Source organism: Bacillus sp. TE9106W (genome assembly GCF_054062215.1).
Window position 1 is genome coordinate 287,910 of record NZ_JBSSFA010000005.1, and the last position, 18,944, is coordinate 306,853.

At 32.5% G+C, this 18,944-nt stretch carries 17 protein-coding genes and 3 pseudogenes; 6 read left to right on the forward strand and 14 right to left on the reverse strand.

Translation table 11 applies throughout. The features are described 5' to 3' along the window. Window positions 1-190 precede the first annotated feature (190 nt). Window positions 191-803: pseudogene (locus ACVWY7_RS12670) on the forward strand (undecaprenyl-diphosphatase). A 7-nt stretch (window positions 804-810) separates the two neighbouring features. Here ACVWY7_RS12670 and bla read toward each other — a convergent pair. Both bla and ACVWY7_RS12680 read right to left on the reverse strand, forming a co-directional pair. Next, window positions 811-1,737, reverse strand: a complete 927-nt coding sequence (bla, locus tag ACVWY7_RS12675; RefSeq protein WP_431174537.1) for a class A beta-lactamase Bla1 — start codon at window positions 1,735-1,737, stop codon at window positions 811-813. Window positions 1,738-1,966: 229 nt separating this feature from the next. After that, window positions 1,967-4,099 carry a peptidoglycan D,D-transpeptidase FtsI family protein gene (locus ACVWY7_RS12680; protein ID WP_431174534.1) on the reverse strand — a complete coding sequence of 711 codons (2,133 nt, stop codon included), beginning with the start codon at window positions 4,097-4,099 and terminating at the stop codon, window positions 1,967-1,969. A gap of 363 nt (window positions 4,100-4,462) precedes the next feature. On the opposite strand from ACVWY7_RS12680, the gene ACVWY7_RS12685 reads away from it, so the two are divergent. Continuing rightward, window positions 4,463-6,229, forward strand: coding sequence for a peptidoglycan D,D-transpeptidase FtsI family protein (locus tag ACVWY7_RS12685; RefSeq protein ID WP_000903324.1), 1,767 nt, complete (start codon window positions 4,463-4,465; stop codon window positions 6,227-6,229). An 11-nt stretch (window positions 6,230-6,240) separates the two neighbouring features. Here the strand turns inward: ACVWY7_RS12685 and ACVWY7_RS12690 are convergent, their stop codons facing one another. The 4 genes from ACVWY7_RS12690 to ACVWY7_RS12705 all read right to left on the reverse strand — a co-directional run bounded on the left by ACVWY7_RS12690 (window position 6,241) and on the right by ACVWY7_RS12705 (window position 10,976). After that, complete coding sequence (locus tag ACVWY7_RS12690) at window positions 6,241-7,068, reverse strand: SH3 domain-containing protein (protein WP_431174535.1); 828 nt, start codon at window positions 7,066-7,068, stop codon at window positions 6,241-6,243. Continuing rightward, window positions 7,058-7,591 carry an RNA polymerase sigma factor gene (locus ACVWY7_RS12695; RefSeq protein ID WP_000438333.1) on the reverse strand — a complete coding sequence of 178 codons (534 nt, stop codon included), beginning with the start codon at window positions 7,589-7,591 and terminating at the stop codon, window positions 7,058-7,060. The genes ACVWY7_RS12690 and ACVWY7_RS12695 overlap by 11 nt, the downstream gene beginning before the upstream one ends. Window positions 7,592-7,946: 355 nt before the next feature. Next, window positions 7,947-9,914: a penicillin-binding transpeptidase domain-containing protein gene (locus tag ACVWY7_RS12700; RefSeq protein WP_105989842.1), complete on the reverse strand. Its 1,968-nt coding sequence runs from the start codon at window positions 9,912-9,914 to the stop codon at window positions 7,947-7,949. Between the two features lie 441 nt (window positions 9,915-10,355). After that, window positions 10,356-10,976, reverse strand: a complete 621-nt coding sequence (locus ACVWY7_RS12705; protein ID WP_142395584.1) for an SGNH/GDSL hydrolase family protein — start codon at window positions 10,974-10,976, stop codon at window positions 10,356-10,358. 176 nt (window positions 10,977-11,152) lie between these two features. Here ACVWY7_RS12705 and ACVWY7_RS12710 point away from each other — a divergent pair, with 176 nt between their 5' ends. Next, entirely contained in the window at window positions 11,153-11,623 is a 471-nt protein-coding gene (locus ACVWY7_RS12710; protein WP_000670598.1) for a DUF5065 family protein, read from the forward strand. Window positions 11,624-12,205: 582 nt separating this feature from the next. Here the strand turns inward: ACVWY7_RS12710 and pepD are convergent. From pepD to ACVWY7_RS12725, 3 genes are all read right to left on the reverse strand, one after another. Next, the gene (pepD, locus tag ACVWY7_RS12715; RefSeq protein ID WP_000287520.1) at window positions 12,206-13,675 is read right to left on the reverse strand and encodes a beta-Ala-His dipeptidase; all 1,470 of its coding nucleotides are present in this window, start codon (window positions 13,673-13,675) and stop codon (window positions 12,206-12,208) included. Between the two features lie 143 nt (window positions 13,676-13,818). After that, entirely contained in the window at window positions 13,819-13,995 is a 177-nt protein-coding gene (gene spoIISB, locus ACVWY7_RS12720; protein WP_000808045.1) for a stage II sporulation protein SB, read from the reverse strand. Window positions 13,996-14,071: 76 nt separating this feature from the next. Then, window positions 14,072-14,197: a hypothetical protein gene (locus tag ACVWY7_RS12725; protein ID WP_000694309.1), complete on the reverse strand. Its 126-nt coding sequence runs from the start codon at window positions 14,195-14,197 to the stop codon at window positions 14,072-14,074. A gap of 136 nt (window positions 14,198-14,333) precedes the next feature. On the opposite strand from ACVWY7_RS12725, the pseudogene ACVWY7_RS12730 reads away from it, so the two are divergent. Both ACVWY7_RS12730 and ACVWY7_RS12735 read left to right on the forward strand, forming a co-directional pair. Further along, a pseudogene (locus ACVWY7_RS12730) lies at window positions 14,334-14,562 on the forward strand (hypothetical protein); the annotation flags it as partial. A 290-nt stretch (window positions 14,563-14,852) separates the two neighbouring features. Next, window positions 14,853-15,128, forward strand: coding sequence for a hypothetical protein (locus ACVWY7_RS12735; protein ID WP_001041551.1), 276 nt, complete (start codon window positions 14,853-14,855; stop codon window positions 15,126-15,128). A 43-nt stretch (window positions 15,129-15,171) separates the two neighbouring features. Here ACVWY7_RS12735 and spoIISB (ACVWY7_RS12740) read toward each other — a convergent pair whose 3' ends face one another. From spoIISB (ACVWY7_RS12740) to ACVWY7_RS12760, 5 genes are all read right to left on the reverse strand, one after another. Then, on the reverse strand, window positions 15,172-15,348 hold the full coding sequence (gene spoIISB / locus ACVWY7_RS12740) for a stage II sporulation protein SB (RefSeq protein ID WP_073523995.1): 177 nt from the start codon (window positions 15,346-15,348) through the stop codon (window positions 15,172-15,174). A 75-nt stretch (window positions 15,349-15,423) separates the two neighbouring features. Next, on the reverse strand, window positions 15,424-15,549 hold the full coding sequence (locus ACVWY7_RS12745) for a hypothetical protein (protein ID WP_033682050.1): 126 nt from the start codon (window positions 15,547-15,549) through the stop codon (window positions 15,424-15,426). Between the two features lie 112 nt (window positions 15,550-15,661). Beyond that, window positions 15,662-16,399, reverse strand: a complete 738-nt coding sequence (locus ACVWY7_RS12750; RefSeq protein WP_033682054.1) for a type II toxin-antitoxin system SpoIISA family toxin — start codon at window positions 16,397-16,399, stop codon at window positions 15,662-15,664. A gap of 188 nt (window positions 16,400-16,587) precedes the next feature. Next, entirely contained in the window at window positions 16,588-17,325 is a 738-nt protein-coding gene (gpmA, locus tag ACVWY7_RS12755; RefSeq protein ID WP_000594126.1) for a 2,3-diphosphoglycerate-dependent phosphoglycerate mutase, read from the reverse strand. 167 nt (window positions 17,326-17,492) lie between these two features. After that, window positions 17,493-17,975 (reverse strand): MarR family winged helix-turn-helix transcriptional regulator, encoded by a 483-nt coding sequence (locus tag ACVWY7_RS12760; RefSeq protein WP_000191910.1) that lies wholly within the window; start codon window positions 17,973-17,975, stop codon window positions 17,493-17,495. A 106-nt stretch (window positions 17,976-18,081) separates the two neighbouring features. On the opposite strand from ACVWY7_RS12760, the pseudogene ACVWY7_RS12765 reads away from it, so the two are divergent. Further along, a pseudogene (locus tag ACVWY7_RS12765) lies at window positions 18,082-18,900 on the forward strand (thiamine pyrophosphate-binding protein); the annotation flags it as partial. Window positions 18,901-18,944 lie beyond the last annotated feature (44 nt).

The following is an 18,944-nucleotide window of genomic DNA, read 5'->3' on the forward strand; positions in this document are numbered from 1 at the left end:
CAAAGTACTTGGCACTGTTTGCCTTAATTTACACTTAAGAACAGCTCTTTTAATGGGGAAAGTGGTTTTTTCTAGTAGATATTCACAATAAAAATAGACATATTCACAGCCTGCGGCAACTGCTCTAAAAGGTGTAGCTCTATATCAATGTCAAGTTGATAATGCCAAGAGAATATAGGGGAGCATCTGCATGAATTATAAGATGTTTAGGGCTATCAATCGTCTAGCTGGTCGTAACTCAACATTGGATACATTTATGATATTTATTTCACAAAAGACTCGATTCCTGTACATTTTCTTATTAGCCTTAATGTGGTTTAGAAACAATTCCTATAAAAAAATCATTTTATTTGCAGGGTTATCAGTAGGATTCGCATTATTTATAAACTGCTTTATCCAGCTCTTTTATTTTAAACCACGTCCATTTGTTATACATCGTGTGCGTTTACTTATCCCATCAAAGAATAATTCCTCATTTCCTAGTAAACATACAGTCTTAGCATTTGCCTTAGCGTCCTCCGTCTTACTTCGTGAACGTTTATTTGGCTCAATCATGTGGTTCTTAGCAATTTTGACAGGTTTTTCACGTATCTGGCTAGGTCATCATTATCCATTTGATATCATAGGAAGTGCCTTCATAGGAATCTTAACCAGTATAGCTATTGGCAATGCTACATATATATTTAATTCTTTTGTTACCTGGATTATAAATGTATTAGGAATACAAAAAAAGCGATTCTTTTCACATTAAAAAGAATCGCTTTCCAAGTTCATATTTTCAATTACATTACATAAAGAATTGAGAGATTATCACCTAAAAGCATTAACTACAACTTCAGCCGCCTCTGCAATGAGTTTATTATCATAGGTAGCCCCTTTTTCATCTTTACTAGATAAAATCGCGATGATAATAGGTGCTCTATTTGGTGGCCAAACGATCGCAATATCATTTCGTGTCCCGTAACTTCCAGCTCCTGATTTATCTGCAACTACCCAGTCAGTAGGTACACCTGCACGAATAAGTTTGTCTCCTGTAGCATTTCCTTTCATCCACTCTGTAAGAATGTTACGTTTATGATTTGGAAGCGCATTTCCGGCCGTAAAAGCTTTAAGGTTCGTAGCAATTGCTTTCGCTGTACTAGTGTCACGAATGTCTCCTGGAATAGCCTCGTTTAATTCTGTTTCAAAACGATTAGACATAGTAACCCGGTCCCCCATCTGTCTAAGCGCTTTTTCATATCCTTTCGGTCCACCTATTTTGTTAAATAAAATGTTCCCTGCAGTATTATCACTGTAACGAACAGCAGCCTCTGCAATTTCTCCTAGTGTCATTCCAGTATCTACATGTTTCTCTGTAACAGGTGAATAATCCACTAAGTCTTCTTTCGTATAAGTAATAACTTCATCTAATTTCTCAGTAGAGTTTTGCTGTAGTAATACTCCTGCCGCTAAAGCCTTGTAAGTTGATGCAAAGGCAAACCTTTCGTTAGGTTGATAAGCGATCGTTTGATTTGTACCAGTATCAATCGCATATACACCTAATCGAGCATCAAATTTTTTCTCAAGTTGAGAGAACTCTTTATGCGTCGCCTGATTTTTATGTTTTATTTGTCCTTTCTTTTCTTTCGCTTCAACTTGCAATGGTCCTCCTGTAAAAGCTTCAAGGCTTGTAAGACTTAAACCTAATATACCAACGCATATTCCTATTTTTAGCATCCTCTTGTTTTTCAAAATCATCATTCCTTTCAAGTTTTTAACACTTTTTTACTTACACATAATAGACAATCACCGAAATAAATTTGTTCCATAAACTTAAAAAACTTTATAACTAGTATGAGAGTTATTAACAAAATAAGGGATAAGAACTATAATCGCCGCTATCTCTTATTTCACACCTCATCTTTTTACTTATAAATGCTTTTATATAAATAGGGTCTCTTCCCCTCATAAAATTACACAAATTTCACTAATTTTGATTAGGACTATCTATACTAACAGCTCCACCATGTATACGTTGCTGTTTTAAATCAAAGTATACATCTAAAACTTCCTTTCCGATTATAGAATTAATTCCACTTTTGTCATTATGAAGCCATGGAACTACTACAGAAAATGCGACTTCTGGATTATCATATGGAGCATATCCAACTAATGTTAAGTTGTAACACTCCATTCGTTCTCCTTTTGCATTTCTACCAATTGGATCATCTCCGCCATATACAGTTTGGGCTGTCCCTGTCTTTCCAGCGGGTTTATATGGCGCATTTTTGAAATACTTTACCCCAGTTCCATCCCCTTCTTGGAATACCCATCTAAACCCTTCTTTTATCCGGTCAATATGTTCTTTCTTCATATCAACTCGATTTAATACGACAGGTTCTATAGAGCGTATAACTTTACCGACCTCGTCTTTTATTGATTGTTCTCGTATTTCTTGTACAATTTGAGGTTGCATTCTATATCCACCATTAGCAATCGTTGAAATATATTGTGCCAATTGCAACGGCGTATACGTATCATACTGACCGATGGAAAAGTCTAGTAAAAATCCAGGTTGACTATCTACTTTTCTAGTTTGTCCAATTATTTCATTCGGTAAATCGATACCTGTTGGGACCCCTAAACCAAATTGCTTGAAATAATAGCGCATCGTATCAAATGCTCCTTGTTTAATATCCAATGAGCCATTTGGTACGTAATTAACTCCCGCAATTTTTAAAGCTGTCTGGAACATGTATACATTCGAAGATACTTGTAAAGCTCGTAAATCATTAATATTACCAAACCCAGATACATTCCACGATTTCTTAGCTTGTGTACCTTTAAATTTCATCGGTGCGTCATAAAATTGCTCTCCTGGGTGTATTGCTCCTGTCTCATATCCAGTTAATAAAGTAGCACCTTTTACAGCAGAACCTAGCTCATACGAAGTTGTCATATTACCTAATGCCAAATCCTCAATCTCTGTTTTCCCTTCTTTTTCTACAATCTTTTTGCCTGCCATAGATAAAATCTGTCCGTTATTTGGATTCGTCATGACGACAAAAGCTCGATCGAGTAGCGGCTCAGAACTCTTAAAAGCTCTCAAGTTTTTCTCTATACTTTCTTCCACTTTCTTTTGTAATTCCATATCAATCGTTAATGTTAAACTTTTACCACTTTTTCCTTTAGCGATTACTTCTGTATTTATAATGTTTCCTGATTTATCAGTTATGTTTTTCACTTCTTCTTTTGTACCATGTAATACATCTTCATATCGTTGTTCAATATAACTTTTTCCGACACGATCATTACGGTTATATCCACGTACCAAATAAGAATCTAAGTTTTCTTTCGGCAGACCTTCTTCACTACTCGTAATATTACCTAATACGGAACGAAACAAATTACCATTTACATAATTACGTTCCCAATCAACCGTTGCATCTACTCCAGGATACTCCGCAAGATTTTCACTTATCCGCGCATACTCCTCATCTGTTACATCTTTTTTAATAATTTGTGGTGTTAGTTGATAACCTGAACTCATTTTACTTTTAATAGCTAACACCTTTAAATCTTGTTCTGTTAACTCACCCAATTCTACTTCTGTAACGCGACTTCGTCTTAAATCTTCTATTTTTTTATCTAACTCTTTTCCCTCTATTCCCTTTTCTTTAAACGTTTCTATATCTTTTTTAGTAATCTTTGTATCCGCACGTTTCGTATTCAACTGCATCCAAAAATCTTTTTTATCGATATCAGTTAATTTATTAGTATCTTGTTCAGACATTTCAAGTACTTTCGCCAAGTCTTTTGCTGTTTTTAAAATATCGTCACTCGTAATCCTCTTCACCCTTGTATACGTAATTGTACGAAGAGACTTATTATTAACGACCGTTTTCCCTTCTCGATCTAAAATCTGTCCACGCGGAACTGGAATGCTAGTTGTTGCATTTTGACTGTTTTCCACTTGATTCTTATAAGCCTCTCCCTCAACGATTTGTACTTTTCCTAGCTGCATAATAATAGCTGAGAATAGTAAAAATATGCAAAGGAACATTATATTTAATCGAATAGATATATATTTCTTCTGCTTCTTTCCTTTTTGTTCTTTCATAAATCCTCCATATAATTCTTCTGGAACTTCTCACTAATACTTAAACGTTCCCTATATATTACAAACCATTATTCGGTTATAAATAATGTCTTATCTTTTTTTCTAAATCCTTGTAAGTATCAATTCCTTTTGGTATAGCCGCGTAATTGATAAATCTCCTTTCCTTTTTTTCTCTAGTTTTTTGTCGCTTGCAATGTGACTCATAATATATTTACACATAAGCTGGCTAGTAACTTTTCATACTGATTATTCCTTTCTTCCTGCTGTAATACTTAATAGACAATCTAAATAATAAAGTTGTTCCACATTTACAAAAAAAATAATTAACTATAAGATGAAATAGGCTACAAAAGGGAGGATTTTATGTTACATACAAAAATAAAAAAATGGAGATTTTTTGCGGTTCTTTCTATTGTAGGTTTGATTTTACTAATTTTATTTAAAATCAACTTCATTTCAATTACTATCGCAACTTCTTCAGCCGAAAGAGGAAAAATCTTTGATCAAAATGGTGTAATACTAGCTACAAATAAGAAAGTTAAGTCTCTATATTGTACTTCTAATGATGAAAAGCTATCGAAACAAGATACATCAAACACATTAGCTTTTTTTGATCAATTTTCAAGCGAGTTTCAACAAAATATTTCTACAGAGAACATAAAATCTCAATTACAACAATTTTGTAAAAAACAGACTATGAATGATATACCGTTATACTCTGATATAGCTGAGAATGAACTTGCATTCATAAACAAAAACAAACCGAATAATGTAATAATTAAAGATGAATGGATTCGATATTATCCTAAACATGAAATTGGTTCACAGGTAATTGGGTATGTAGAAAATAATCTTAATTCAAAGCATATGCCGATTGGAAAAAGTGGGATTGAGCTGCAATATGAAAATGATTTAAAAGGAATACCGGGTAAAACTCTCATTTTTAAAATGAATAATAAAAAGTTCTTTTGGAACATTCGAAAAGCACAAAATGGAAAAGATGTCCAGCTAACTTTAGATTTTAAGCTGCAACAAAAAACTGAAGAGGCATTAAAATCTCAAATTAAGAAAACACCTGATGCTAAAGGTGGTTATGCTGTAGTGAGTGATGCAAAAACTGGCGCAATTTTAACTATGGCCAACTCAGCAGTTTTTGATCCAAATATATTACATACTCATGTATCAACTAAAATAGATAACTTAAAATCACTTTCGCAAAATAAAGCAATTCAAAAATTAAAGTATGGTGAATCTTATGTAAATATGGCTTCTACTATAAAGCCACTTACTATTTTAATTGGATTAAACGAAAAACTTTTTCAACCTGAAGATACTTATTTAGATAAAGGTACTTTTGAGTATGATAATCAAAATAACATTACAAATGCACCTGGAACGCCCACAGGTGAGATTACACCGAGGCAAGCTATCATTAATTCATCTAACACATTTATGACAGCAAAAGTAGCTCTCCCATTATTTAACCAACATAATGGCAATGTAGAAAAAGTAGCACATATATGGACAGATTATTTAATGCAATTCGGCCTACGTTCTAAAACCGGGATTGATTTACCCTTTGAAGAAGACGGACAATATGAATTCCATCCTTCCAATAAGTTTGAAAATGGAATTTCCGCTTTATTAAATGCTTCGTGGGGCGGAAACGAAGTGCATACTCCTCTTCAACTCGCTCAATATGCAGCAACTTTGGCAAGTAAAGGTGATAAATATAAACCTCAAATGGCAAGTGCTATTATTGGTCAAAATGGTAAGGAAACAAAAAAGTTTAAACCAATTTTAGAAAGTTCAAATCGTTACCCGAAGAACTTTTGGAGTGTCGTGCAAGGTGGAATGAGTCAAAATATAGAGGAGATTAAAAAGTTGCCCTTTGACGTCGCTGGTAAAACAGGTATTACGGGTTTTCCGGATGAGCAAGCAAGAATGATAAATCATTCTCTATTCATTGCATATGCTCCTACCGAAGATCCACAGATTGCCATTTCTGTCGTTATTCCTGGAAGTAATTCAGAAAAAAACATTGCTGCTCTCGTTACATCAGAAATTTTAGAGTCCTGGAATACTCTTCAAAAAGAGAATAAAAACAAAAAGGAAGGTTCATTAAAGTGAACCTTCCTTTTTTACCAAATAGAATCTATATTTATTATTTTCCATATACCTTCATTATTCTTTTCAAACATAAATGAGTATTTAATGTCAGTTAAAATATACTCTTTTTGTACATATCCAGTATTACCATTAATTGTAGATACTTTTATATATTCATTCTTCTGCACTTTTTCTGGAATCCAAGCTTTTACCATTTCATTAGATACTTCATATAAAACTTTTGATTCTCGCTTTGGTTCAGCTAAAATTTTCGTTTTATTTCCAGTAACAGTTGCATATATAAAGTGTGCTTGCTTTTGTTGGTTACTTTCTGTCAATCCACTTGGTACTTTGTATACTTGTTTTGTATCATTTGCGAATTCTCCGCCCATTGTAAGAGCGACTTGCAACTCATGAAAAATATCTTCATCAAACTTCAATTCATCCTTCATATAGCTCTTCCCTTTAAATTGAACTTCATCGTTTAACGCTTTATACAAGTCAGTTTCATTTTTTGCATTTGTACTTTGATATAAATCATTCATAAATTGTTTTAATGTTGGATCTTGAGCAGACTCATCTTTTGTTTTAGGCTTAATTTGTGTACTACTTTGTACCGGTGATTTATTATCATCAAGCCAAGGTTGTTGAACAATAAAAAATAAAAATGTACAAGCTAAAACCACAACAATTGGCAATGCTTTTTTACGAAATCTTCTTGTTTGTTTTAGAGAGCCTCCCTCATTACTTTCATATATAGATTGCTTTATTTTATAAATATATTCTTCTTCGTTTTTACGGTGTTCCATTGGGCCTTTTTTTAATTTTCTATACCAGTCAGGATTTTGTTTATTGTTCATCACTACTACCCTCCCCTATTAATTTTGAAACCTTACTTCTTGCTCTACTTAATCTAGATTTTACAGTTCCAATGGATACTCCTAGTGTTTCAGCCATTTCTTCATAAGATAATTCATATTTTGCGTCCAATATTATTATTTCGCGGTGCTTTTTAGGTAGTTTTAATACAACTTTCCAAACATCATTCATTTCTTCTTGCTTAAAAAATTCTTGTTCTGCCGACACAGTTTGCTTGTCGTCACTAAAAAATCCTACTAAAGATATTCTTTTAAAATAAGATGATTTCAAATAGTTTATTGCCGTATTTCTTGTGATTTTTAATATCCACGTTTTAATAGATGACTCCTTTCGAAATGAATTCCAATTTTTAAATACCTTTATAAATACATCTTGCGTAATATCATCTGATAAGTGTGGATCTTTCGTAATAATAAATGAATAATTCCATACATCTTGCCAATAGTCTTTTATAACATAGTCCAGCTCATCATGATTACACTTTTCAATAAACGTCTGTTCCATTTCCACACCTCAAACTTATTTGAATAAACATAAAACTACCCTCACTTTTATTATGGTTTCAATATATAGACAAGATACAAGTTTCATTTGTTCCATTTATTATCTTTTTTCAATAGAAGAAGCTTTAAATAATCACCTATATATTCTCTTAAATGACAGGTTCCATAATATCACATTTAAAACCATAGAATTTGATTTAAACAATGTATATGATGAAGTATCAACTTCCTCGAGCCATAATAAAATAGAAAAAGCATTCTCGATTAAGAAGAATGCTTTTGTGATACTTAATTGTTCTTTAAGTTAAGCAAAAGTATAGTGAATTTACTAAAAGATTTCCCCTTATACTAAGGTATTATTTCTGAAAAACATGTTTTACTTTTTCACCTGGAACATTGCTCCCTCCTCTTCCTTTTACATCTTCAATCATCATTGTAACAATCATATCTGGCTCATTTGCATCAAAAGCTGCAAACCATCCAAGTTCTTTTCCATCTGCTTCTTTCGACTCTTTCAGCTCTGCTGTACCAGTTTTACCCGCAAGCGTTACACCATCAACCTTAGCAATTCTCCCCGCTCCATCAGGGTCATTAATGACTTTTATTAATGCATTCTTTAATATGTCTTGATTCTTTTTAGAAACCACATTTTCTTTCCAATTTCCCGTTACTCTTGCTTCTTTTAAAAGATGGGGCGACGGAATATTCCCTTCATTCACAATCGGTGCATATGTTAATGCTAAATGAAGTGGGGTCATTAATACTTGCCCTTGTCCGTATCCCGTGTCTGCTAGTTGAATATCATTTTTTATCCCATCTCTCGCAATAATTGACATAGGAAATTCGTATTCGATTGGTAATTTTTCATGAAAACCGTATTTCTTCAGTTCATTTATATACTGATCTTTTCCTATTTTCAAAGCTTGTTGAGCAAAATAAATATTATCAGAGTACTTCATCGCCTTATTAAAATTAATTGGACTTGCATCCTTCACACGTGTTACATAATAATTTCCCCAAGAGAAGTCCCTTGTCCACTTCAATCCTTGAATATTAAATTCTTCCTTAGGATTTATTACGTTTGTTTCCAAGCCAATTGCACCTGTAATCGTTTTAAATACGGAACCTGGTACAAATGCTTGTGTGAAGCGATTCATCATTGGTAGTTTCGCGTCGTTAGTCCACGCTTCTCTTTGTGCTTTTGATGCACCTCGCACTATTGTATTCGGATTATAAGCAGGGCTACTTACAAGTGCAATTGTTTTACCCGTTTTAGGATTAACCGCTGCACTAGATCCTGCTTCATTTTTCATCTCATTAAAGATTTTTTCTTGCATTGCAGCATCAATTGTTAACGTAACATTTTCCCCTTCTTTTGCTTCTTTTTTTGCTACGTTTTTAATTTCTTTCCCACTCTCATCTTCTATAAATACGCGTCCGCCCTTTTCACCACGCAATTTATTCTCTAATACTTTCTCTAAACCTGTCTTACCTATTAAATCATCTGCTTGATATCCTTTTTTTTGAAGCGATTTTAACTCCTCTGCATTCACCTTTCCTATATATCCCGTTAAGTGTGCGGCTGCTTCTCCTAATGGATACGTCCGAATATTTACTGGGCGAGATGAAACTCCTTCTAATTCAATATAATCATTCTGTCTGGCTCCCTCTTTTAAAATACCAATTGGTACAAAGGAGTTTGGTTTTATCCATTTCGCTGTGAGTTTCTGTTCGATCTCTTCTGTAGACATATCAAGTAATTGTGCTACTATTTCTTTTGTTTGCGCCGCCGTTTCGCCTAGCTTCTCTGGAATAATTCCAACCTCAGTCGCTTTTCCATTCGTTGCAAGAGCTTTCCCATTTCGATCATATATTTCTCCGCGTTTTCCTTTTTCTAATTGCATACGTACTTTGTAATCTTTTTTCATACCTGGAAAAATGAAATCTGGTGTCCAATCTATTTTCCAAGATTCTTTTTCTTTTACAAGTTTTGCTTCATGGATGAATGAGACTGGCCCTCCATCTGTATCCATCTTAACTTCCAAAAGAAAAAGCTCCTTATCTTTCGTATTCTCTCCTTTCATTTTAACTTTTAAATTCTTAACTCCAATACCTTCATAAATTTTTTGATATTTCTCTGTGAATTCCTTTTTAGAAATCGTTTTTTGGGCATGTTCTGATAAATGGTCATATATATTTGCAAACTTTTTATCATTCCATAAATTTATATATTCTTCAAATGCTTGTTTTGGTGGTTCGCTTTTATTACATCCTACCAACATAACTGCAAAACAAAAGAAAAGCAGCATCCATAATTTTTTCAATTCAATCTTCTCCCTTAGTTAAAAATGTTTTTTCCTTTCCTGATATTTTAAATAAAAAATGTCGTAACGCTTAATTGACAATGTAAGTAATGAATTTGTTCCACATTTACAATAAAAATTTAATTTATGGTTAAGCTGAATTAGAAGAGAAAAGTTTTAAAGCTCACACAAATAGAAGAAGCGGATATAATTAATGAACTTTATTATTAGTATTGTTTTAACAATTTTATTTAAAATGTCTCTTAGTTTGGGTTCTCCAATTCTATCTTTTTTGTATATATTTGATACAAAAAAGAACCCTTATACAAAGGGTTCTGCAACAGAAAATATCAAAAATAAAAACATTACTTAAACTATGATTTATAGGCACCCTATATCCTTCTTTTTATATTAAAAACCCCTGTCCAGCATGTGCGACAGGAGTTTTGGTCATTCTACAGCTTATTCAGAAGAGTCATGTACAGGCAAACTATTAAAAATCAATTCAGCAACTTTTACATATCCTTTTGAGTTTGGATGAATGAAATCCTTAGACCAAAGCGTATTTTCATTAACTACATGATGATTCCAAAAATCAACATGATGAAGCTTATACTCTCTGCTCAATGAAAGGATAACTTCATTTGCCTCTAATAATTGTTCTTTTATTACTTGTTTTTTTTCAGAAGCAAGAGGAAGCCTTACTGTAAAATCCGGAAGATTTGCTATCATAATATCAGCACCTGTTTTACTTAATTTATCTATCATAAATTCCATATCGTTCTTATATGTTTGAAGATTCCAACGTCCTTTTAATACATCGTTTGCACCCGCAATTAGACTAACCAAATCTGGTTTAAAAGTTAATGCTTTTTCCAATTGCTGTGAGCGAATTTCTTTCGTTACTAACCCACGCTTGGCAAAATTGGCATATTCTATATCGTTTACACACAGTTGAACAAAATGATCTACCCAGCTTTTTAATACTATACCCTCAACTTCATCCCCTATCCCCTCTGTAAAACTATCACCAATCGCTACAAATCGCTTCCACATATGTATTCCCCCTTTATTATGAACCATATCTCTACTATACAATAGCTCGCAACGTAATTGTTATTTCTAAATGGTTTTCGATTTGTCTGATAAATCAATAAATGTTAATATGGTTATAGAAGATATTATCATCCTTTAGATTTCACAGCTAGTTTTTCACAAAAACGATTTCTAAATTCTTTATTAATTAGGAGGTCTAAAAGATGAAATTTTTAAGGCAATCAACAATTATTGGTGCATTGACTGTTGGAGGATTTTTATTTTCGAATACAATTGGTACACTCCCACCTGTGTCTGCTGAATCGCAACTTACACAAAAAGAATCACGATTTTTAGATAATTGGCAGTGGCAAAGCTATTTTTTATTACATCATAATGCAGATTTTATAGAAGAGTTAGCAGTTGGTGACTTAAAGCATGGAGATACATTCGATGTTACTATATATACTGGTGGTAAGGATACTGGTATTGTAAAAATATATCAGTTGAGTGGAAATGAAAATGATGAAATAAACTTGCATAGATATAAAACCATTTATGACTCTGGTTTAAAACATAATTATGGTAGATTTGTAACGCCTATTACTAAGGCTTATAATCCGGGAACATATGTAGCTGTTATGAAACTTGGAGAAAATTATTATTATGGGGGCAGCTTTAAAATCTCAAAATAATTTACGTTTATCTCACCAGTAAATAAATATTTGATACTATTTTTCTTAAACAAAAACCATTTTAAAACCTCCACTACCTTATATAAGATAGTGGAGGTTTTTGATTGTTTGCCCTTTTTAAGGTTAGAAAAAATCCTTACTTTCTTTATAAATTATCATTTTTATTCACGAACCGTTTTCACTTCGTTATGTCCTACAATTCGATATGCAATATTACATATTCCACATGTTCGATTTATGAATATGTGATAATTATTTTATATAAATATTGAAGGAAGAATTTTTCATGTCTTTCTTTTCTTGGTCTCCTCTTATTTTCTTAGCAGTTGTTGCAATTATCATTTCTATTAAAAGGAATAAGAAACAATAATTTATTATTTGGAGGTGTAATAATGTCATTTGCAGCATGGAGTGCAATTTTTACGACTTTAATCGGAGCGATATCCGGAGCAATCTTTGGTACAATCTCTTTTAGAAATAAAAGCAAAAATTAAATACTTACATAAAAACGAATTTCTAATGAAACTCTATACAAAAAAATAGCCTATAAAGTTTTATAGGCTATTTTTCATTTCATCATTATTACTTAGCTAATTCTTTCGTACCCTTCATTACATCAACGAAGAATCCCCAGTTATTCACAACAGAAGAAATACTAATATGTTCATCTGGAGTATGGACATTGAATATATCTGGACCGAATGAAATCGCATCTAATTCAGGCATCTTTTGAACGAATACACTGCATTCAATCCCAGCGTGTACAGCGAAGATTTCAACATCTTTATTGTATTTTTCTTGATGCACTTTTTCAAATAAATTACGAATTTGTGAATTCGGGTTGTATGGCCATTCTGGATACTCTGACTCGATTTCAAATGTTGCACCAAATAATTCGGCAATACATTTAATCTCATCTGCAATATGTTGTTTTAAACTACTTACAGAGCTTCTCACTTCGTTACGTAATTTAATTTCATCTTGCAACGTTTCAATAACACCTAAATTTGTTGAGCTTTCTACTAGACCTTTAATATCCATGCTCATACTTTGAATGCCGTTCGGAATTAAGAATAATGATGAAATAAGTTGCTTTTGTGTTTCTTTAGCAAATACTTTTTCTACTTTCTCATCTAATTTTGTAAGTGTAACATGAACATCTGGATCAACAGCACGCATTTCTTCTTGTAATACTCGTGTCCATGATTCTAACTTTTCTTCTACCTTCTCTACATCTTCTTGACGTAATAAAATTGTAGCTACACTTTCACGCGGAATTGCATTCGTTTTTAATCCACCGTGAACTTCACTTATATCAAATTGAATATTTACTGATAAATCATGTAATACTCGTCCTAATACTTTGTTCGCATTACCACGTTGTTTATCAATTTCCATACCAGAATGTCCGCCTTTTAGACCGCCAACATATAAACGGTATGCATCCATATTCGCTGGTGCTTCATCCCAAATTACTGGAATCGCTTCAACAGCTTTTGCACCACCTGCGCTACTTACAAGTAATTTATGATCTTCTTCAGAATCAATATTAATAAAAATCTTTCCTTCAAAATGATTTGAATCAACAGCGAAAGCTCCACCCATTGTCGTTTCTTCTTCAGTAGTAATAACTACTTCTAGTGCTGGATGCGGAATGTCTTTTGAATCTAATAAAGCTAATGCATATGCAACTGCAATACCATTATCAGCTCCTAAAGTCGTTTGATTTGCATATAACATGTCCCCAATAATTCGTAATTCAATTGGATCTTTATCAAAATCATGTACGGTTGCTTGATTTTTTTCGCAAACCATATCCATATGACCTTGAATGATAATAGCTGGTACATTTTCATAACCAGCAGTTGCTTCTTTTTTAATAATGACATTTAATGCTTCATCTTGAATCACTTCTAAATTACGTTCTTTCGCAAAGCCAACCAAAAAATCACTAATTTCTTTTTCATTACCTGATCCTCTAGGAATCTTTGAAATTTCTGCAAAATGATAAAATACAGGGTGCTTTGTTAATTGTTCTAAAGTAGAATACATTTTTAAGCTCCTCTCAAAATAACAAAATAATATGTAAGTCTTTTATCATTATACCATGATTCATTATTTTCACTTTCTATTTCATACTTTAATATCCGCTCGTTAAACATTTAAATTGCATATAAAAAGAGAAAGAAAACGCACTATGCATTTTCTTTCTCTTTTTTTGCTCTCATATATTTTGAAGTACCATTATTCATTAATTTCTCTAACCGATTTATATTTTCCGTTAATGCACCTTTCACAAGAGAGAAATCTGTATTTGGTTCTTCTTTTTTTTCTTTAAAAAATGAAGACTTTTTTACACTAATTTCAGCCATCTCTTCTCCCCCTTTTCAAAAAAGATACAACCTTTTATTTATATTATATAGCAAATGCAGACAGCGTGTACACGTATCATTTTCTTTTTAATTCTTCTTCTAACTCTTCTACTTTCTGCATCGTATCCCCTTTTATTAACGAGAAATCTGATGTACCTTTACCTTTAACTCCTACCTGGAATTCTCTCTTTTTTATTTTCATTAATTATCATAAAATTAAAAATATTAACCTACTATTTAATAATAATATTTGATATTATAAAAAGTAGATTTTAATGGGATTATAATCTACTATATTTTTGGTTAAAATAATTTTTCACACAAGGAGGTTAACCATATTGAATATTATCGTGACTCCAGAATTATTAGAAGCTTCTACTAACAAGTTTAAAAGTACTCAAGAGCAAGAACAATTTACTAACCTTCGACAAGATATCTCATATCTTGAATCAATTACAGCTAGTATTTCAGCAAGAGGAAAAAGGAAGTAACATTGTAGGGACTCTTCCAAATCATATCGTACAAAATATCGAAAAGTTATTCCCTCTGTCTATTCAAGAAGGGAAAACAATATTAATAGAGAATGGATTTAATTCCTTATATGCTGAAAATTTTATAAAGGATTTAAAAACAACACAGTCTATTTACACTATTATGCGTCTGGATATAACAGAAAAGAATGAGGTTATTTCTGACAATGGATTCTTTGTTATTGAATCACCAAACATCCAATGGCTACTAACTCGAAATATAATAAATGATTCCTTTGATATAACCTATTTAACCAAAAATCTTTTCGAAAATGAAATAGCAAAACTAATAAAACGTTAATCCTTTAAGATGGGAGTATATTTATATTGAATAAACAACAGCATTCTAGCAAAAAAAAGGAAGGCTTTTTCGAAAATAGGATATTACCTATCATCACTGTTCTTTCAGGTGTCATTCTACTAGTGTACAAAGGGTTAGAATTTATTTCAAAGTATGTATTAATTTTAATCTTATTTACCCTAATTATTGCTTCGTTATACTTATTGTTTATGAAAGAAATAGTTGGTGCTGCTATTGGATTCATTTTTGCAACCCTTGGGTATTATATGTATAAAATCATTTTTAAACAAAAAAAGAAATAACGCATAAACAAATCATAAAGAGGTAATGTAAAAGAGAATGTTTTTACGCATTCTCTTTTACATTACCCTCTTTTATATACTTATATGGAATTGCCTCTACAAATTTTTCTAATCGATCCACATTTTGAGTCAATGCACCTTTCACAAGAGAGAAATCTGTATTTGATTCTTCTTTTTTTTCTTTAAAAAACGAAGACTTTTGTACATTTACTTCAGCCATCTCTTCTCCCCCTTTTCAAAAAGATACAATCTTCTATTTATATTATATCGTAAATGTAAATAGCATGTACAAGTATCATTTTCTTTTTAATTCATCTTCTAAATCTTCTACTTGCTGTAATGTATCCCCTTTAATTAACGAGAAATCCGTTGTATCTTCATTATCTTCTTTAAAAAAATCATTGTCATTATTTTTCATCACTACAATCACCTCTACGTGCTAGTGTAGGAATGATTGTCCGATTTTATACAAGTTTGTCTAAATTCGCTTTACCTTTATGTATAAGTGAAAAGGACAGAAAAAATTTCTGTCCTTATTTACTAAAATAACTATGATGTATTGTTAAATTATATACATTTTCAAAATCTCGATCTTGCAGGTTATTTTTCTTCCCATCAATAACAATGAAAATATCACTCACTATTTTTGCTGGTATAATTCCAACATTTTCTACTTGTACTGCTCTCTGCTCATTCAATTGCTCAATGTACTCTAACGGAATGATAGTACTAAATTGAGAACGGATACCACGAAAGTTTGTATTTAATTCCTTTGCTGCTTCAAGTACAACAATTTTTGCTCCAATCTTTTCCCCATACGAATCTAAAAATGCGTTTAAGCTTTTTGTATATTCTTCCTCCGTATGCCATTCCATCGTACCGAACAATGCTGGATTGACATTTTGAATGATTGTTGTGTATATTTCTCCTCTTGCTTTAGAAGCAATTAATGACCGTTTTATCGATTGAACTGTCTTGCCGATATCGCTAAATTTCGCTCCCCATATTTCTGAAATATTCGGTGTTAAAATAAATGCAATATCAACGAAAATAACCATTGCAGTGAACATTAAAAGATTTTTCCAGAGGGTTAAATCAATTCCTTTTATCATGAAATACACGGTGACTGATATTATAAACAACCCATACCAAGTCTTTCTAATACGTTGCTTCTTCTCCTCGTACAACTCTTCGTTTTTCCAATAAAAGAAAACAAGTACTAGAAAAACGATTGCTAAAATAAATAAGCCGATTCGAATGTTAGAGATCACCAATGACATCACCCTCCATTCAAAAACTACTCACGATATCATTACATGCACAAGCAACTCTCTTTATGACAAAAGACGTGGACAAGCTTCTAAATTTAGCTACATCGCATATACATTAGAAGGTACCACGTCTTTTACCTTGAATCTACATTGTATATGTAGACAAGCATGTGTTTCAAATTTTCATGTTAAAAAGAAATATGTTTCGGAATTTCCCCTTCAGGTACTTCTCTATCCATACTTAAGTAATAATGACGAATTGGACGTAAATCATCGTCTAATTCATACACGAGTGGTATACTCGTTGGAATATTTAATGAAACAACACCATCGCTTGAAAGATTGTCTAAATATTTTACTAGCGAGCGAATTGTGTTACCATGTGACGAAATAATTACTTTGTTACCATTCTTTAATTTCGGCGCAATTTCTGAATGCCAATAAGCAAGTACTCTTTTCTCCGTATCCACTAAACATTCTGTCAATGGAAACTCACCTTTTTTCAGTTCTTTATATCTTGGATCATTCATTTCATACCTAGGATCATCTTCAGTAAGAGCAGGTGGTCTTACATCAATACTTCTTCTCCAAATATGAACTTGCTCCTCACCATATTTTTGCGCGGTTTCATCTTTATTCAACCCTTGCAATGCACCATAATGTCTTTCATTTAGCTTCCAAGATTTATGTACTGGCACCCAGGCAAGATCCATTTCATGAAGTACAATCCATAACGTCCGAATTGCTCGTTTTAATACAGATGTATAAGCTACATCAAAAGTATATTCATTTTTCTTTAATATCGCTCCTGCTTCTCTCGCTTCATTTAATCCATTCTCTGATAAATCGACATCTGTCCATCCAGTAAAGCGATTTTCAAGATTCCATAAACTCTGTCCGTGACGAATAAGTACAAGTTTTATCATAATAATTCCCCTCTCGGAAATGTGAATTTTATTGTTCCATTGCGTACACGTATAAAGTATCTAGTAATGTATCTTTTTATCCATTCACTCTATGATAGCTCCATAGTTGCCAAATGTATGGATAAATTTTGTTCTTTTTCAAACTATAAAAACAGATATATTTCTCATTATTTTTGATCGATTGCAACTTCCCGTTTCGATAGCCAAGCGTCAAAACCTGATCGGCTATGTGCCATTTCATTCATAACTTGATGCCAATTTTCTTCACACGATTCACCAAATTTTGAAAAAATAGCACCCATTTGTTGTCTTTGTACATCGCTCAGTTTTTTCTCTAAATCGGCACCTTGTTCTGTTAAAGACAACTGTTTCACACGGCGATCATGTGTAGCTTCATTACTCTCAATTAAGCCCTTTTCCACAAGTTGTCGTAATGGTCCGTGAAGAGCTTGTTTACTTATTTCTAGTAGTGATAATAACTCATTTACACTTACCCCCGGAAAGCGTGCGATAAAAAATAAAATTCGGTGATGTACTCTTTGAATACCGTACTCTTTTATAATTTCATCTGGCTTTTCAGTAAATGTTTTATATGCAAAGTAAAATAATGCTAATGCTTCATTCATCTGTTCTTCTTTATGCTGTGTCATCTACTTTCCCCCTGTATGTAAATTATACCACATTCTAGTAATGAATATTTTACTCAATACTCTAGAGCTGCTTTCATTTATTACAAGAAAGCAAAACAATTAGGAGATGATTCATTTGAAAACGCACTATACTGTAAGTACATATTTATTAGATCGATTAAGCGAATTAGGAATTGAACATATTTTTGGTGTCCCTGGTGATTATAATCTTGCCTTTTTAGATGATGTGATAGCACATGAAAAGTTAGAGTGGATTGGCAATTGTAATGAATTAAATGCGGCATATGCGGCATATGGATATGCTCGTATAAAAGGAATCGGTGCTCTTATTACCACCTTTGGCGTTGGAGAATTAAGTGCCATTAACGGAATTGCTGGTTCATATGCTGAAAATGTACCCGTTATAAAAATAACTGGTACGCCAACAACAACTGTAATGGAAAATGGGGAGCTCATTCATCATACGTTAGGCGACGGAAAGTTTAATCACTTTTCCAATATGTATCGAGAAATTATTGTTGCACAAACTAATTTAACCCCAGAGCATGCAGTCGAGGAAATTGACCGTGTGTTACGTGCATGTTGGAATGAAAAACGTCCTGTTCATATTAATTTACCGATTGATGTATATAATAAACCAATTAATAAACCTGCAGAACCAATTTTACATAAACCGATTTTAAGTAATAAAGAAACACTGGATAAAATGCTTCTACATGCCATTTCAAAAATAAATAGCGCAAAGAAACCTATTATTTTAGCTGATTTTGAAGTAGATCGTTTTCATGCAAAAGAATATTTATATCAATTTGTAGAAAAAACGGGGTTTCCTATTGCAACGTTAAGTATGGGAAAAGGAATATTTTCAGAAAAACACCCTCAATTTATAGGGATTTATACTGGTGATATTAAGACGGTTTTTATGAGCATTTCGTATAAGTGTGATTTAACTGATTAAGACTATTTTTA

What these genes read in the sequence shown, in the direction of transcription:
- ACVWY7_RS12705 (WP_142395584.1), bottom strand. Translation starts at nt 10,976, where the DNA reads ATGGTTCATAATAAAGGGGGAATACATATGTGGAAGCGATTTGTAGCG.
- ACVWY7_RS12690 (WP_431174535.1), bottom strand. Translation starts at nt 7,068, where the DNA reads ATGAACAATAAACAAAATCCTGACTGGTATAGAAAATTAAAAAAAGGC.
- ACVWY7_RS12685 (WP_000903324.1), top strand. Translation starts at nt 4,463, where the DNA reads ATGTTACATACAAAAATAAAAAAATGGAGATTTTTTGCGGTTCTTTCT.
- spoIISB (WP_000808045.1), bottom strand. Translation starts at nt 13,995, where the DNA reads ATGGCTGAAATTAGTGTAAAAAAGTCTTCATTTTTTAAAGAAAAAAAA.
- ACVWY7_RS12695 (WP_000438333.1), bottom strand. Translation starts at nt 7,591, where the DNA reads ATGGAACAGACGTTTATTGAAAAGTGTAATCATGATGAGCTGGACTAT.
- pepD (WP_000287520.1), bottom strand. Translation starts at nt 13,675, where the DNA reads ATGTATTCTACTTTAGAACAATTAACAAAGCACCCTGTATTTTATCAT.
- gpmA (WP_000594126.1), bottom strand. Translation starts at nt 17,325, where the DNA reads ATGATAAAACTTGTACTTATTCGTCACGGACAGAGTTTATGGAATCTT.
- ACVWY7_RS12680 (WP_431174534.1), bottom strand. Translation starts at nt 4,099, where the DNA reads ATGAAAGAACAAAAAGGAAAGAAGCAGAAGAAATATATATCTATTCGA.
- spoIISB (WP_073523995.1), bottom strand. Translation starts at nt 15,348, where the DNA reads ATGGCTGAAGTAAATGTACAAAAGTCTTCGTTTTTTAAAGAAAAAAAA.
- ACVWY7_RS12760 (WP_000191910.1), bottom strand. Translation starts at nt 17,975, where the DNA reads ATGACACAGCATAAAGAAGAACAGATGAATGAAGCATTAGCATTATTT.
- ACVWY7_RS12710 (WP_000670598.1), top strand. Translation starts at nt 11,153, where the DNA reads ATGAAATTTTTAAGGCAATCAACAATTATTGGTGCATTGACTGTTGGA.
- bla (WP_431174537.1), bottom strand. Translation starts at nt 1,737, where the DNA reads ATGATTTTGAAAAACAAGAGGATGCTAAAAATAGGAATATGCGTTGGT.
- ACVWY7_RS12725 (WP_000694309.1), bottom strand. Translation starts at nt 14,197, where the DNA reads ATGAAAATAAAAAAGAGAGAATTCCAGGTAGGAGTTAAAGGTAAAGGT.